The organism is Acuticoccus sp., assembly GCF_965213555.1.
Classification (GTDB): Bacteria; Pseudomonadota; Alphaproteobacteria; order Rhizobiales; family Amorphaceae; genus Acuticoccus.
Genome location: NZ_OZ243890.1, coordinates 3480043 through 3495664 on the forward strand (window position 1 = coordinate 3480043; position 15622 = coordinate 3495664).

General features: G+C 70.7%; 15 protein-coding genes. 6 read left to right on the plus strand and 9 right to left on the minus strand.

The genetic code is table 11. The features are described from left to right. Position 1 precedes the first annotated feature (1 nt). The 8 genes from ACOOE8_RS16315 to ACOOE8_RS16350 form a co-directional block, all read right to left on the minus strand. Positions 2-970 (minus strand): TRAP transporter substrate-binding protein, encoded by a 969-nt coding sequence (locus ACOOE8_RS16315; protein ID WP_420392469.1) that lies wholly within the window; start codon positions 968-970, stop codon positions 2-4. Positions 971-1020: 50 nt separating this feature from the next. Next, the gene (locus tag ACOOE8_RS16320) at positions 1021-2301 is read right to left on the minus strand and encodes a TRAP transporter large permease (protein WP_420392470.1); all 1281 of its coding nucleotides are present in this window, start codon (positions 2299-2301) and stop codon (positions 1021-1023) included. Further along, the gene (locus tag ACOOE8_RS16325; RefSeq protein WP_420392471.1) at positions 2301-2780 is read right to left on the minus strand and encodes a TRAP transporter small permease; all 480 of its coding nucleotides are present in this window, start codon (positions 2778-2780) and stop codon (positions 2301-2303) included. The genes ACOOE8_RS16320 and ACOOE8_RS16325 overlap by 1 nt, the downstream gene beginning before the upstream one ends. A gap of 183 nt (positions 2781-2963) precedes the next feature. Beyond that, on the minus strand, positions 2964-3260 hold the full coding sequence (locus ACOOE8_RS16330; protein WP_420392472.1) for a UxaA family hydrolase: 297 nt from the start codon (positions 3258-3260) through the stop codon (positions 2964-2966). Next, positions 3257-4417 (minus strand): UxaA family hydrolase, encoded by a 1161-nt coding sequence (locus tag ACOOE8_RS16335; RefSeq protein WP_420392473.1) that lies wholly within the window; start codon positions 4415-4417, stop codon positions 3257-3259. Before ACOOE8_RS16335 ends, ACOOE8_RS16330 begins: the two co-directional genes overlap by 4 nt. After that, entirely contained in the window at positions 4414-5949 is a 1536-nt protein-coding gene (locus tag ACOOE8_RS16340; protein WP_420392474.1) for a tripartite tricarboxylate transporter permease, read from the minus strand. The genes ACOOE8_RS16335 and ACOOE8_RS16340 overlap by 4 nt, the downstream gene beginning before the upstream one ends. Positions 5950-5959: 10 nt before the next feature. After that, complete coding sequence (locus ACOOE8_RS16345; RefSeq protein ID WP_420392475.1) at positions 5960-6436, minus strand: tripartite tricarboxylate transporter TctB family protein; 477 nt, start codon at positions 6434-6436, stop codon at positions 5960-5962. A gap of 53 nt (positions 6437-6489) precedes the next feature. Next, positions 6490-7464, minus strand: a complete 975-nt coding sequence (locus ACOOE8_RS16350; RefSeq protein ID WP_420392476.1) for a tripartite tricarboxylate transporter substrate binding protein — start codon at positions 7462-7464, stop codon at positions 6490-6492. A gap of 156 nt (positions 7465-7620) precedes the next feature. On the opposite strand from ACOOE8_RS16350, the gene ACOOE8_RS16355 reads away from it, so the two are divergent. From ACOOE8_RS16355 to ACOOE8_RS16370, 4 genes are all read left to right on the plus strand, one after another. Next, complete coding sequence (locus ACOOE8_RS16355; protein ID WP_420392477.1) at positions 7621-9108, plus strand: sulfatase-like hydrolase/transferase; 1488 nt, start codon at positions 7621-7623, stop codon at positions 9106-9108. After that, positions 9105-10496: a hypothetical protein gene (locus ACOOE8_RS16360; protein ID WP_420392478.1), complete on the plus strand. Its 1392-nt coding sequence runs from the start codon at positions 9105-9107 to the stop codon at positions 10494-10496. The genes ACOOE8_RS16355 and ACOOE8_RS16360 overlap by 4 nt, the downstream gene beginning before the upstream one ends. Positions 10497-10644: 148 nt before the next feature. Beyond that, complete coding sequence (locus ACOOE8_RS16365; protein WP_420392479.1) at positions 10645-11574, plus strand: N-carbamoyl-D-amino-acid hydrolase; 930 nt, start codon at positions 10645-10647, stop codon at positions 11572-11574. After that, positions 11571-12224 (plus strand): flavin reductase family protein, encoded by a 654-nt coding sequence (locus ACOOE8_RS16370; RefSeq protein WP_420392480.1) that lies wholly within the window; start codon positions 11571-11573, stop codon positions 12222-12224. The genes ACOOE8_RS16365 and ACOOE8_RS16370 overlap by 4 nt, the downstream gene beginning before the upstream one ends. 4 nt (positions 12225-12228) lie before the next feature. Here the strand turns inward: ACOOE8_RS16370 and hydA are convergent, their stop codons facing one another. Beyond that, positions 12229-13680, minus strand: a complete 1452-nt coding sequence (hydA, locus tag ACOOE8_RS16375) for a dihydropyrimidinase (protein WP_420392481.1) — start codon at positions 13678-13680, stop codon at positions 12229-12231. An 88-nt stretch (positions 13681-13768) separates the two neighbouring features. Here hydA and ACOOE8_RS16380 point away from each other — a divergent pair, with 88 nt between their 5' ends. Beyond that, positions 13769-14434 (plus strand): aspartate/glutamate racemase family protein, encoded by a 666-nt coding sequence (locus ACOOE8_RS16380; protein WP_420392482.1) that lies wholly within the window; start codon positions 13769-13771, stop codon positions 14432-14434. Positions 14435-14630: 196 nt separating this feature from the next. Then, positions 14631-15608, plus strand: a complete 978-nt coding sequence (locus ACOOE8_RS16385; protein WP_420392483.1) for an NAD-dependent epimerase/dehydratase family protein — start codon at positions 14631-14633, stop codon at positions 15606-15608. The last annotated feature ends 14 nt before the right edge of the window (positions 15609-15622 follow it).

Here is a 15622-nt window from a genome sequence, read left to right on the forward strand (position 1 = left end):
GTCACTGGGCTTCGGTCATCCGCAGGTACCAGGGCTCGAGGTCGGGGAACTGCGCGACGACCTCCTTGGCCTTCTCACGGAACGGCGTCTGGTCGATCTCGATGACGGTCATGCCGCCGGCCTCGAGCTCCTTGAGCAGCGCCTCTTCGTTGGCTTCGATGTACGCGTTGTACTCCTGCGCTGCGGCCGCGGCAGCCTTCTCCAGCGCCTGCTGCAGCTCGGAGGGCAGCGCCTCGAACTTGTCGGCGTTCATCTGGAAGGTGAAGCCGTTCGCCATGTGCGAGGTGCGGATGAGGTAGTCCTGGACCTCGTTCAGCGAGTTCTTGGCGATCGTCGGCAGCGGGTTCTCCTGCGCGTCGATCACCCCTTGCTGCAACGAGGTGAACACCTCGGAGAACGGCATCGGCGTCGGGCTGGCGCCGAACGTCTGCCAGGTGACGAGGCGCTCCTTGACGGGCGTCACGCGGATCTTGAGCCCCTCGAGGTCCTCGATGGACTCCACCCGCTTGTTGGAGGTGAGCTCGCGCGTGCCCCGGAACATGTGGCCGAGGAGCTTGAAGTTCGCCTCCTCGGCGATCGTCTGCTTGATCTCCTCGCCGACCGGACCGGTCCAGATGTCAAGGTAGTGTTCGGCGTCGCGGAACAGGTACGGCATCGACTCGATGCCGGCGAGCGGGTGGAAGGAGGACAGGGTGCCGATGCTCTCGAGCACGATGTCGACCGTGCCCTGTTGAAGCCCCTCCTGCACCTCGTTCGACTTGCCGAGCTGCGCGGCGGGGAAGACACGCACGTCAAGCTCGCCGTCCGACTCCTCGGCTGCGACGCGGGCGAACGTTTCGGCGGCGGTGTGCCGGGGGTCCGCCGGGTCGACGTTGTGCGCCAGGCGCAACGTCGTCTCGGCCGCTGCGGGCCACGCGATGGCCAGCGCGGCGAACGCGGCGAGCGATGCCTTCGTGATGGGATGGGTCACGGTCTTCCTCCTCGTCTTGGCCGCTGGATTGGTTGGGCTGACGCCGCGGCTCAGCGCGCCAGCTCGGGAAGCCACAGGACGACGAACGGCACGTAGGTGATGATGAGGAGCACCAGGAGCATCGTCGCGATGAAGGGGAGCGCCGCGATCGCGGCGCGGTCGATGCGCACGTCGCCGATCCGCGCTGCAAGGTTCAGGCACAGTCCGATCGGCGGCGTGACCAGCCCGATCAGCAGGTTGAACACGATCACGACGCCGAAGTGGGTCGGGTCGATCCCGACCTCCGGCAGCACCGGCAGGATCACCGGCAGTAGGATGAGGAGCGCCGCCTTGGCCTCCATGAACATGCCGACGAACAGGAACAGGACGTTGAAGAGGGCCAGGATGGCCCACTTGTTCGCCGACACCTCGAGGATCGCGGCGGCGACGACCTGGGGGACCTCGAGGATGGTCAGGACCCAGGCGAAGAGCAGCGCCGCCGCCGCCACCGTCATCAGGGTGCCGACCTTGATGGCGGCGCTGATGAACACGCCCGGCAGGTGGCGCAGCTTGAGGTCGCCGTAGACGAAGAGGCCGACGACGAGCGCGTAGACCACGGCGACACCGGCGGCCTCGGTCACCGTGAAGACGCCCGACAGCAGACCCCCGATGATGAGGAACGGCAGGAACACCGCCCAGGATGCGGACAGGAACGCCCGCCAAATCTGACCGACGCTCGCCCGCTCGTAGACCGGGTAGGCGCGGCGGCGGGAGATCCACCAGCTCGTGCCAAGGAGGCCGGCGCCGAGCATGAGCCCCGGCGTGTAGCCCGCCAGGAAGAGGTCGGTGATCGAGACGTTGGCGACGACCCCATAGATGATGAGCGTGATCGACGGCGGGATGATCGGCCCGCAGGTCGACGAGCACGCGGTGAGCGCGACCGAGAAGTCCGCGTCGTAGCGTTCGCGCACCATGGCGGGGATCAGGATCGAGCCGATGGAGGCGGTGTCGGCGGTCGCCGAGCCCGAGATGCCGCCGAACAGCATGGAGGAGACGACGTTCACCTGCGCGAGGCCGCCGGCCATGTGGCCGACCAGCGCGTTGGCGAACGCGATGATGCGCTGGGTGATGCCGCCGGCGTTCATCAGCTCGCCGACAAGCAGGAAGAACGGGATCGCCATGAACGCGAACGAGTTGATCCCGGCGATGAAGCGCTGCGGCACGATGGTGAGCGGCAGCCCGGGCTCCACGACGACGAGCGTGACGAGCGAGGCCACGCCGAGGCTGAAGGGAAGCGGCAGCCCGATCGCGAGCGTGACGAGGAGCGTCACGACGAGCACCGCGACGCCCATCAGAAGGCGCCCCGCTCGCCCTTGAGGATCAGCTCGGCGGTGAACAGGAGCATCGCCACCGCGGAGACCGGCACGGACAGGTAGAGCCAGAACACTCCAATGCCGAGGCCGGGCATCGTCTGGCGCATGTTGCTGCTCGCAAGCTGCCAGCCATGGACGAGGAGCACGATGGCGAAGGCGGCGACGCACGCGAAGCGCGCCCACGCCGCCGCACGCTGCGCCCACGTGGGGAACGCCTCGAGCAGGAAGTCGACGCGGATGTTCGCCTGATGGCGGATGCCGAGCGCGAAACCCAACATCACCAGCCAGATCATCGACGTGCGCGCCAGCTCCTCGCTCCAGAAGGTCGGCGCGCCGAACACGTAGCGCATCACCACCTCGTAGCTGACGGTGACGATCATCACGGCGAACAGGATGACCGCCGCGAACCGCAGGATGGCCTCACCGACGTGGCTCGTTCCGACGATGAACGCCCGCATGGGCTCTCCCGTGGCACAACAGTATCCACGCTGATATATCTGATCGTACAGCAGCGCAAGCGCGGCGGGCGTGAGGAGTTGATCCGGGAGTCGAAGCGCCGCTCAGCCGTGGGGAGGATAGGAGATCGTCCGGCGGAGGTGGGCCGAGCCTCTGGAGGACCGCGACGACGATCAGCAAGCTTCCTACCCGTCGGCGTCCTTCGCGCGAGCCCTGAGGCTTCGCAGGTTGTGGACGTGGACGTGGCCGCCGCGTGCGATCGGGGCGGTCGTCGCGCCGATCACCGCGCCGTACTTGCGCACCGGCGTGCCGCTCGGAAGGTCGGTGAGCGCGAGCTTGTGGAACGCAGGGATCGCGTCGCGGACGCTGATCCGCACGGGGCCGTCGGGTCCGGCGACGACGGCCTCGGCGCCGGGCTCGAGCGCTCGCAGCGCGGTCGCCACCTCGTCGGCGGGGTCGAGCATGATCGCGTCGGCGCTCACAGCGCCTCGCCGAGGCGGCTGACGGTCTCCTCGCCGTCGCCGAAGATCTCCGAGAAGGTGAGGGTGCCCGAGGCCACCGCGCGGACCTCCTCCAGGAGCCGGCGCGCGGCCTCGGGAAGGTCTTCGCGTCCCGCGGCGAGCGCCGCCGCGCTGACGTCCACCTGCGTGCCAAGCCGCTCCGCGGTCGCGGCGTTGGCGGTGAGCTTGATCGTCGGCGCGAGGCGGCTGCCGAAGGAGTTGCCCACCCCCGTCGTGAACAGCACGAGGTTGGCGCCCGCGGCGACGAACCCGGTGACCGACTCGGGCGCGTAGGCGGGGGCGTCCATCAGCCACCTGCCAGGCGCGGTCGGACGCTCCGCGTAGGCGAGGAGGCCGGCGATGGGGCCCGTGCCCGCCTTCGCGATGGCGCCGAGCGACTTCTCCTCGATGGTCGACAGCCCGCCCTCGATGTTGGTGCGGCTCGGGTTGGTCCCGGTGAGGTCGACGCCGGCGTCGATCGCGAGGCGCTCGCGCCGCACGACCGCCGCGCGGATCGACTCGGCGAGCGCCGGCGACGCGGCCCGTTCGGCGAGCCGGTCCTCGGCGCCGAGCCACTCGACGGTCTCGCCGACGATCGCGATGCCGCTGGCGTCGGCGACGGCGTCCGCGACGGCGCCCAGGAGCGGGTTCGCCGCGAGGCCGGAGGAGGGATCGGACCGTCCGCATTCCAGCCCGAGCGTCAGGCCGGACAACGGCACGGACCGTCGCCGCTGGCGCGAGAGGTCCTTCAGGAGCACGGCGCCGGCGCGCACGCCGCGGTCGATCAACGTCAGCGCATCGTGGCCGACGTGGTCGAACACCAGTGGCTCAACCGGCGTGCCGACCCTCGTCGCCTCCGCCGCGACCTCGTCGACGGCGCCCTCGTCGGCACCCACGACCACGACGCCGCCGACGTTGGGGTGCGCGGCCAGCCCTGCGAGCGCGCGGCGGTGGGTGGCGCGGTCCTCACCGACCATGCCGCCGCCGTAGGGCGTGCCCGCGTAGACGGCACCCGCCAGCGAGGCCGCGATGCGACGGCCCGACGGTCCCGTGAGCCCGGTGACGGACAGGACAAGGAGGTGGTTGCGCGTCCCGAACCGGCCGTCGGCACGCGCGTAGCCCTCGAACGTCCCGCTCATCGCGTCGGGTCGCGATCGCCCGACGACGGCGCGGAGGTCGCCGCCGCCCGCACCGCGCGGGCCTCCCGCCACGTCCGCACGAAGGGGAACACGAGGAGGACGAGGGCGATCGACAGGAAGATGAGGGGCAGCGGGCGGGTGAACATCGGCTCGATGGAGCCGGCCGTCATCATCAGCCCCGAGCGCAGCTTCTCCTCCATGAGGGGCGCGAGCACGAAGCCGATGACGAACGGCCCCAGGGGAAAGCCCGCCCGTTCCATCGCGAAGCCGAGCACCCCGAAGCCGAGCATTACCCACACGTCGAACATCGTGTTGTCGAGCGCGAACGCCCCGATGATGCAGAACACCAGGATGATCGGCAGCAGGAAGGTGCGCGGTACGTACATCACCTGGCTGACGAACCTCACCGAGCCCATCATGACGACGTACATGATGACGTTGGCGACGAGGCACGCGGCGATCATCGCCCACACGACGTCGGCGTTGGTCAGGAACAGCGTCGGCCCGGGCTGGATCGAGTGGATCATCAGGGCGCCGATGAGGATGGCGTCGATCACCGAGCCGGGGATGCCCATGGCGATGAGGGGGATCAGCGCGCCGCCGACGGTGGCGTTGTTCGCGGCCTCCGACGCCACGATGCCCTCCTCCGAGCCGTGGCCATACTCCTGCGGCGCCCGGCTCATGTTCTTCGCCGCGGTGTAGGCCATGATCGAGCCGATCGAGGCGCCGATCCCCGGCAGGATGCCGACCCACGTGCCGATCAGCGAGGAGCGGACGAGGTTGACCGCCTGCCGCCGCCAGTCGCTGAGCGACATCAGCATGCCCGACAGGGACGTCTCGATCCGCTCGATCTTCTTGGCGATCGAGACGATGTCGCCGATGATCTGGCTCACGGCGAAGATGCCGATCAGGACCGGCAACAGCTTCAGCCCGCCGTTGAGCACGTACCAATCCCAGGTGAGGCGCGGCTGACCGGCGGACGGGTCGACGCCCGGCATGGAGACGAGCATGCCGAGGAAGCCTGCGATCAACCCCTTCACCATCGAGCCCTGGCTGACGGAGGCGATCAGCACCATCGCCATCAGGATGAGCGTGAAGTACTCGAACGGGCCGAAGCGGGTGGCCCAGATGGACAGCGGCTTGGCGAGGAGCAGGAGGACGATCCAGGAGACGAGGCCGCCGACGAAGGACGCCGCGATCCCGAGCCCCAGCGCCCGGCCCGGGCGGCCGGCCATCGCCATGGGGTGCCCGTCGAACGTCGTGACGACGTTGGAGGGCGTGCCCGGCATGCGCAGCAGGGTCGCCGTGATGAGCCCGCCGGTGATCGAGCCGACGTACATGCCGATGAGGAGCACGATGGCGTTGACCGGCTCCATGTAGAAGGTCAGCGGCAGGGTCAGCGCGATCAGCATCGCGCCCGACAGCCCCGGGATCGCCCCGACGACGATCCCGAGCACCGTGCCGAGGACGACGTAGAAGAACGGCAGCGGCGTGAAGATGTGAGCCAGCGCCCCGGTGAGCCCGTCGATCATGGCAAGCGCCTCACAAGCCGGGCAGGTCGACGACGAAGACGCGGGTGAAGACGTACTGCGCGCCCCAGCCGACGATGACCGCCGCGACGGCCGCCGCCGCCATGGCGGACAGCCGAAGGCGGGCGAGGAGCGCGATCGCGAGGAACAAAAACGCCGCGGTCAGCGGCGCGAAGTCCAGCACGCGGGCGTCGAGCACCATGACGTAGGCCACGGTGAGCGCCGCGATCGCCACGGCGTCGACGGGTCGAGGTCGGTAATCCTCGGGCGGCGGCTCGGCGCCCGCGCGCAGCCGTCGCCAGGCGCCGATGCCGACCGCGATCGACAGGAGCATGATGAGGAGCGCCGTCGCCTGGGGCACCGGCGCCGACCCGAGCGGCTCGAAGGTGCCGGCCGGGATGTCGCGCGTCTCCCACAGGACGAGCGTGCATGCGGCGACGAAGAACGCCGCCACCGCGATCTCCCAACGGGGAGAGCCTTGAAGGTCCATCGGCGCGCTCCGGAAGCGCGGCGCCGCCGGTCGATCCGGGCGGCGCCGTCGCCCTACTTCTGGGCGGCCTGCTGGGCGATGGGCTCGATCCGCTCCCAGGTCTCGTCGAGGGACGCCTGGAGCTCCTCACCCTTGCGGAAGATGGGGTCGAACATCTTCGAGTCGTAGAACTTCGCGATGCGCTCGGTCTGGGTCGCCTCCTCCAGCGCGTTCGCCATGCCCTCGATCGCCTCTTGCGGCGTGCCCTTCGGAGCGAACCACCAGCTCTCGATGCAGTAGTCCATGTCGTAGCCGAGCTCCTTCATCGTCGGCACGTCCGGCAGGTGGTCGACGCGCTCGGGCCCGGTGTAGGCGAGCGGCTTGATCTGAGCCTCCGGGTTCTCCGATCCGTCGGGCATGCGTGTGAAGTTCGCGACCTCTGCGGCGGACAGCACCGTCGCGTCCGTCTGATCGCCGGTCAGCGCCGTGAAGTTCTCCGTGCCGCCGCCGATCTGGACGAAGCGGAACTTCGCCCCCTCGACGAGGTTCTGCAGCATGATGCCGCCCATGTGGTTGATCGCTCCAAGGTTGGCGCCAAAGAGCAGGGTGTCGGGCTCCTCGGCCGCCTTCGCGAGCAGCTCTTCGACCGACTCGATCCCCGAGTCCTTGCGCACCATCGGCAGCACACAGAACTGTCCTGTGGTCGCGACCGGCTCGTAGTCGCGGTAGCCGAAGTCGAAGATGCCGCCGCCCTCACCGCCCATCAGCGCGATGTGGAGGGTGAGGAAGGTGTAGCCGTCGGCCTCGGCCTCCATCACCTGGCGAGCCCCGATGGAGAAGTGCCCGCCGACGTTCACCACCGTCATCGGCTGCTCGAGGATGTCGTTCTCCTCGATGGCGGCTTGGAAGGCGCGCGTGACCTGATCGGACGTGCCTCCGGCGTTGAATGGCACGACCACCTTGATCGGCTTCTCCGGCCAGTCCGCGTACGCGGCGCCGGAGGTGGAGACGGCGGCCGCGAACGCGGCGGTGGCTAGGATGCGAGACATGGATCCTCCCTTGGCCCTTCGACGTGCCGAGAACGGGGCACGGCGAGTTCTTTGCTTCTTTCAGGCGTGGCGAGCATAATGAGAAGATGGACCTTGGAACAAGACGGGCGCTTGTCCACAAGCGCCGAGCGGCACGGGACCGCGTAGGGCATCGCCATGGAAGCGCCTGAGCCGGCGGGTCGGCCGAACGTCCTCCTCATCTGCGTCGACCAGTGGCCCGGCGCCTTGTTCGGCCACCGGGGACACCCGGTCGTCGAAACGCCGACGCTGGACCAGCTGGCGCGCAACGGCGTCGCCTTCCCGCGGGCCTACTCCGAGTGCCCGATCTGCATCCCCGCACGGCGTACGCTGATGACCGGGACGAGCCCGCGCACCCACGGCGACCGCACCTTCCAGCCGGGGATGCCGATGCCGGACCTGCCGACGATCGCACAGAGCTTCGCCTCCGCCGGCTACCGGTGCGTCGCGGTGGGCAAGCTGCACGCCTTCCCGCAGCGCGACCGGATGGGGTTCCACGAGGCGCTCATCGCGGAGGAGGGGCGTCCCCAGCTCGGCGCGGTGGACGATTACGACCTCTACCTCTCGGACCGGGGCTACACCGGCCAGCAGTTCCTGCACGGCATGGGGAACAACGACTACGGCTGGCGCACGTGGCACCTGCCGGAGGACTGTCACGTCACCAACTGGACGACGTTCGCCATGTGCCGCGAGATCAAGCGGCGCGACCCGACGCGGCCGCAGTTCTGGCACCTGTCCTACACCCAGCCTCATCCGCCGATCGTGCCGCTCGCCGCGTACCTGGAACGCTACACGCGCCGCACGCCGCCGCCGGCGCTGACGGCGGATTGGGCAAGCGGCGAGCTGCCGCCGGCGCTCCAGTCCGTACGTGCCTACTGGGAGGCGCTTTCGCCGGAGCGGCTGGCGGACGTCCGGCGCGCGTTCTACGCGCTGTGCACCCACATCGACGCGCAGCTTCGCCTCGTCATCGGCACGCTGCGCGAGGAGGGTTTGCTCGACGACACCATCATCCTCTTCACCGGCGACCACGGCGACATGCTGGGCGACTTCGGACTCTACGCGAAGCGCGTGATGTACGAGGGCTCGGCCAACGTCCCGATGATCCTCGTCCCCCGCGCCGGGGACACCGTGATCGAGCCGGGCACTACCGACATGCGCCTCGTCGGCCTCCAGGACGTGATGCCGACTCTGCTGGGCCTCGCTGGCGTGCGCGTGCCGCAGACCTGCGAGGGCCTGTCGATGGTCGGCGAGGCGGTGCGCGGGACGCTGTACTGCGAGGCGCTCGAGGGGGCCAAGGCGATGCGGATGCTGCATGACGGTCGCCACAAGCTGCTGTTCTACCCGGCCGGCGGAAGGGTGCAGCTCTTCGACCTCGAGGCCGACCCCCACGAGCTCGTCGACCGCGCGTCCGACCCTGCCTACGCCTCGGTCCGAGCGGCGCTCGAGGACAAGCTCGGCGGCGAGCTCTACGGCGAGGACGCGGGCCTCGGCGCCGGCGGGCGCCTGGCAGGGCGGCCGGCGGAGCCGTGGCGCGCCGCGCCGAACCGTGACCTGTCCGGCCAGCGTGGGCTGCACTATCCCCAGCCGCCCTACAGCGACCCGAGCAAGGTCGTCGGCACGTCATGAAGCGGCAGGAGACGATCGGCGGCCGCACGCTCGGCGTGACGGTGCTGCCGGAGTGGGCGCAGGCCGAGGGGGTCGAGGCGGTGCTCGACCGGCTCCAGGCGGCGGGCGTGACGGCGGTGGCGACCAGCCCCTACGTGATGGAGCCGGTCGCGGACGGCGAAGGCTCGCGCGAGCCCCCGGCGGATGGTGGCGCGGGCAGCGTCCGCCTGCTCGACCGGCCCCTGTGGGGCCGCCGCGCGCTCACGGTGCGGACCTCGCCGAGCTTCGTGCCCGAGCGGACGCGCTACCGCGGGCTGGCCTACCAGCCCCCCGAGCCGGACGCGCTCACCCTGGGCGAGGGCCACGTCGTCGCCGACTTCCTGGTGGCTGCGAAGGCGCGCGGGATGACGACGCACCTCCAGGTCCAAGCTGCGATCCCGCCGGGCTACCGCGTCCAGTTCGGTGGAGCGCGGCCCGGCGACCTGCCGCTCGGGCCCGACGGCCAGCCGGTGCCGGGCCGGGTCGATGCCAACGCGAGCCTCGCGAGCCCCGACATCCTGGCCTACGGCGAGGCGCTCCTCGCCGACCTCGCGGCGCAGTACGCGGATGCGGACGCGATCCGCCTCGACTGGCCGGAGATCCCGCCGTACGCGTTCGGCGCGCTGTTCTTCGACTTCTCGCCCCACGCCCTCGCGGCGGCCGAGGCGGTCGGCCTCGACGCAGCGCGCATGCGCCGCGACACGCTCGCGCTGAGGGACGACCTCGCCCTGCTCGACGACCGCACGCTGGCGGCTGCCGACCTCACCGTGGTCGAAGCCGCGCTCGACGGACGTCCAGGCGTGCGCGACCTCCTGAGGCTGCGCGAGCACCTCGTGACGGCGCTGCTCGAACGCTACCGCAGGGCGCTGCCGGAACACTTCGGGTTGGTCGCCCAGGCGTTCCCACCGCCGTTCAACCGCCTGTCGGGCTTCGATTACGCCGCGGCTGGCCGCATCGCCGACCTCATCGGCGTCAAGCTCTACACGATGCACTGGCCGATGATCCTGAGGAACTGGGGCGAGGCGCTCGCAGCGCTCGCTCCGCGGGCGAGCGGTCCGTCCATCGCAGCCGCCCTGGTCCGCCTCACCGGGACGGGAGGGGCGCCCCGAGACCTCGCCTCGCTGAACTACCCTGAGCCGGACGAGCCGCACCCCGCGTCCGACGCCGCGATGGCGGACAAGATCCGCGTGGCGCGCGCGTCGGCGGGCGGCGTGCCGGTCGCCGCGTTCGCGCACGCCTACGGCCCGCTGCCCGACGTCGTGCGGCGCGTGCGCGTCGCCTGGGAGGCGTCGGACGGCCACGTCTGGATCAACCGCTACGGCTACCTGTCGGACGCCAAGCTGGCGGCCCTCGCCGAGGCGACGGCGTAGAAGTCGCGTCCGCGCGCTGCGCCGAGGCTTCGCGCGTTGGCATGGTGCTTGCGGAGGGGCCCAACGAGGTCATCCTATGGCGCTCGGCCTTGGAGCTGCTGGCAGGTCCGTGCCACCGGCTGACCCACGCGAGATGGAGGCAACACCCATGCGCACCCTCACCATTGGCGCCGCACAGCTCGGGCCGATCCAGAAGGCCGACGGCCGGCAAGAGGTCGTGGCGCGCATGATCGCGCTCCTCGACGAGGCGGCAGGGAAGGGGTGCGACCTCGTCGTCTACCCCGAGCTCGCCCTCACCACCTTCTTCCCGCGCTGGTACATGACCGACCAGGCGGAGGTGGACGCCTGGTTCGAGCGCGAGATGCCGAACGCTGCCACCCGACCCTTGTTCGACAAGGCGGCCGGGCACGGCATCGCGATCTCCTTCGGGTATGCCGAGCTGACGGCTGAGGGACGGCGCTTCAACACCTCGATCCTCACCGACAAGTCGGGGAGCATCGTCGCCGCCTACCGCAAGGTGCACCTCCCCGGACACGCCGAGCACGACCCCGCGCGCACCCACCAGCACCTCGAGAAGCGCTACTTCGAGCCCGGCGACCTCGGCTTCCCGGTCTGGCGCACGCTCGGCGGCAACATCGGCATGTGCATCTGCAACGACCGTCGGTGGCCCGAGACCTGGCGCGTCATGGGGCTGCAGGACGTCGAGCTCGTCGTGCTCGGCTTCAACACGCCGTCGGTGAACAGCCAGAAGGCCGAGGAGGACGGCGAGAAGCGCCACTTCCACCACCTCCTCTCGATCCAGGCCGGCGCCTACCAGAACTCGACGTGGGTGGTGGCTGTCGCCAAGGCGGGCACCGAGGACGGCCACCACCTCATGGGTGGCACGGTGATCGTCGACCCGGACGGGACCGTCGTCGCCGAGGCGCAGGGCGAGGCGGACGAGCTGATCACATACGCCTGCGACCTCGACGCGACGCGCTTCGGCAAGGAGACGGTGTTCGACTTCGCACGGCACCGCCGCATCGAGCACTACGGGCTGATCACCGAGCGTTCCGGGGCTGAGGCGCCGTCGCAGTGAGCTTGCCGACGCTCGACGGCGGGCTCGACGTCCGCCTCTGCGACCTTGCCGTGCGGGACCGCTACAAGGTCCTCACCAGCGTCGTCATCCCCCGGCCGATCGCCCTCGTGACCACGCTTTCGCCCGCCGGACACGTGAATGCCGCCCCGTTCTCCTTCTTCAACGTGTTCTCTGAGGACCCGCCGCTCGTCGTCCTCGGCCTCCAGTCCCGCGGCGAGGGGGCGCTGAAGGACACGACGGCGAACGTGCGTCGCACCGGTGAGTTCGTCGCCAACCTCGTCTCGGAGGACATCGCCGACGCGATGAACCGCTGCGCCATCGACTACCCACCGGAGATCGGCGAGCTCTCGGCGGCCGGCCTGACGGCGTCGCCGTCGCGCGAGGTCGCGCCGCCCGCCATCGCCGAGGCGCCCGTCGCGATGGAGTGCCGCCGCTTCATGATCGTGAACGTGTCGGACGAGCGCGACCTCCTCGTGGGGGAGGTCCTGCGGGTGCGTGCCCGGCCGGGCGTGGTGGATCCGGCGACGCTCTACCTCGACATGGACGCCTACCGGCCCATCGCGCGGCTCTACGCGAACCGTTACGCGACGCTGCGCGATCGGTTCGAGCTGGTGCGCGAAGCCTACGATCCTGACCGGCACGGCCGCTGAGTTGCTAGCCGAGCTCCGCGCCGAAGTTCTTCGCCGGGTCGAGCTCGGGGGCGAGCCGCCCCGTCGGCGCCGCCGCCCGTCCTCCCGAGCGCGGCAGGAAGCGCCCGGAGCCCGGTGCGGCGTGCAGCGTGCCGTCCTCGACGATGACCTCGCCGCGGCGCACCACCACCTCGGGCCAGCCGGTCACCGTGCGCCCGGCGTAGGCGGTGTAGCCTGCGGCGTCGCTCACCTTGTCGTCCGACAGGGTGACCCTTCGCCCGGCGTCCCAGACGACGACGTCGGCATCCTTGCCGACGGCGATGGAGCCCTTGCGGTCGGCAAGGTTGTAGATCTCAGCCGGCGCCGTCGCCGTGATGCGCACGAAGTCCGTGAGCGCCATCCGGCCGCTCGACACGATCGCGTCGAACATGAGCGGCATGCGCGCCTCGAGGCCGGGCATCCCGTTCGGGATCTCCTTGAAGGTCGGCGAGGGTCCGGCCCTCAGCTTGCCGGTCTCATCGTAGGCGAACGGGGCGTGGTCGGAGGTGACGGTGGAAAGGTCGCCGCGCTCCAGCGCCTGCCACAGCGCGTCCTGGTCCGCCTCCGTACGCGGCGGGGGGCTGCAGCACCACTTCGCGCCGTCCGGCCGGTCGAGCTCGGCCACGGTGAGGAAGAGGTACTGCGGGCACGTCTCCCCCCAGACCTTGACGCCGCGTCCCCGCGCCGCTCGGATCGTCGCCGCCCCCTCGGCCGTGGAGACGTGGAAGATCATGATCGGCTGATCGACGAGCTCTGCCATGGCGATCAGCCGCTGGATCGCCTCGGCCTCGCCGAGCCGAGGATGGCTGACCGCGTGGAACTTCGGCGCGGCGTATCCTCGGTCGAGGAGGCGCCGCACCATCCACGTGATCATGCCGTGGTTCTCGGCGTGGACGCACACCATGGCGCCGAGCCCTCGTGCGGCGGACAGGACGTCCAGCACCTCCTCGTCGTGGAGCCGCATGGCGTCGTAGGTCATGAACAGCTTGATGGAGCCGTGGCCGTCGCTGACGAGGCGCGGAAGCTGCTCGGACAGGAGGCGCTCGGTGGGCTCGGTGACGATGAGGTGGAGCGCGTAGTCGATGATCGCCCCGCGCTCGGCGAGGCCGTGGTAGTCGCGGACGACGTCAAAGAGGTCCATGCCCTTGTGCTGGCAGGCGAAGGGGATGACCGTCGTTGTCCCGCCGAGCGCGGCGGAGCGCGTGGCCGTCTCGAAGGTGTCGGCGTTGCGGATGCCGCTCGCGGAGAGCTGCTCGATGTGGCAGTGGCTGTCGATCCCGCCGGGGGTGACGACCTTGCCCTCGGCGTCGATGGTCCGTGCCGCCTCGCCAAGGCCTTCGCCGAGCATCGCGATGCGGCCTTCGCGGATGCCGACGTCGCAGCGCACGACGTCGCAGGCGGTGGCGACGGTTCCGCCGCGGATCACAAGGTCGAGCATGGTTCCCTCGGCTGACGGGCATCGGCCTTCGCAAGGCCCTATAGGCTCCTGCACGGACCGTACCGAACCGGCAAGGGAGGTTGAGCGAATGGACAGGTCGACGCAACGCATCCTCGTGGTGAACCCCAACTCGAACGAGGCCGTCACGCGCGGCATCGACGCGGCGCTGGCGCCGCTGCGGTTCTCCGACGGACCACAGATCGAGTGTACCACCCTGGCGGAGGGGCCATTCGGGATCGAGAGCCAGGCGGACTACGAGGGCGTCGCGCTGCCGCTCGCCCGGCTCGTCGCCACGGACAACCGGGCCAGCGCCTTCGTGATCGCGTGCTACTCCGACCCGGGGCTCCACGTCTGCCGCGAGGCGACCGACCGTCCGGTGCTCGGCATCGCCGAGTGCGGCGTGTTGACGGCGCTGTCGCGCGGCGAGCGCTTCGGCGTCATCGCCATCCTGGACGGCTCCATCAGGCGGCATTTGCGTGCCCTGCGCCAGGCGACGCTGACCGGCCGCCTCGCCGGCGAGCGGGCGCTCGGCATGAGCGTCGCCGAGACCGTGTCGGGGGAGGCGACGCTGGATCGCATGACGGCGGTAGGCGCGGCGCTGCGCGACGAGGACGGCGCGGACGTCGTCGTCATGGGCTGCGCCGGGATGGCCGCGCACCGCACCCGCCTGCAGGAGCGGCTCGGCATCCCCGTCATCGACCCGACGCAGGCAGCGGTGACGATGGCGCTCGGCGCCGTCGCCCTCGCGGCGTAGCTGGCCGGGATCGCCTCCAACTCCCGCGGGGAACCAGGTTCGAACAGCTCGCCCCTCGCGGTAGCGCTCCGCGCGGACGCATGCGAGGCTCCTGCCACATGGCTCGGCCGCGCGGGCGTTCCTCGTGGCCGCGCATCGGAGGCGCAATGCTCCTACCCTCGCAGCCAGGATCGCCGCGGCGTCGGCGGACCAGCCCATGAGCGTGCTCGTGGTCGGCGGCGCCGGTTTCGTCGGGCTCAACGTCGCCGAGCACCTGCTCACGGCGGGGCGGGCCGTCCGCATCCTCGACGCCGCGCCGCCGCCCCAAGCCGCCCTCGCGGCGTTCGACGGGCTGACCGGCACCCTCGACGTCGCGCTCGGCGACGTGCGCGACCCACAGGTCGTCGCCGCAGCGATGGTGGACGCGACCCACGTCGTGTTCGGCGCGGCGATCACGTCGGGTCCGGAGCGCGAGGCGGCCGAGCCGGGGCGGGTCCTCGACGTCAACCTCCGCGCGTTCCTGACGGTGCTGGAGGCCGCCCGCGACGCCGGAGTGCGCCGCGTCGTCAACCTGTCCTCCGGCGGAGCCTATGGCGAGGCGGCGTTCCGACCGGGAGTCATCCACGAGGACCGACCGGCCGACCCGCGCACGCTCTACGCGCTCACCAAGTTCGCCAGCGAACGGCTCGGCGCGCGCATGGCGGCGCTGTGGGGCATCGAGGTCGTCAGCGCGCGGCTGTCGAGCGTGTTCGGGCGGTGGGAGCGGCGGACCGGCGTGCGCGACACGCCGAGCCCGCAGTTCCAGATCGTCGAGGCGGCCTGCGACGGCGCGAGCGAGATCGTCCTGCCAGGGGACAGCGTGCGCGACTGGATCTACGGTCCCGACGTCGCCCGCGCCGTGGCGCTGCTCCTCGACGCCGGCGAGCTCACGCATCCGCTCTACAACGTCTCGACGGGTGCGACCTTCGGCGTGCTCGAATGGGGGCGAGCCTTCGCGCGCGCACGGGGCGGGCTCACCTGCCGCCTCGCCGAGGCTGGGGAGACGGCGACCATCGCCTGGGCGACGTCGCCGCCGCGCGAACCCCTCGCCGTCGATCGCCTCGCGGACGCGACCGGCTTCGCGCCTGCGTTCGACTGCGAGGCCTCCGCCAGGGACACCGCGGACTTCGTCTCCCGCGTGCCAATCCGCGCCTAGCCGGGACGCCTCGG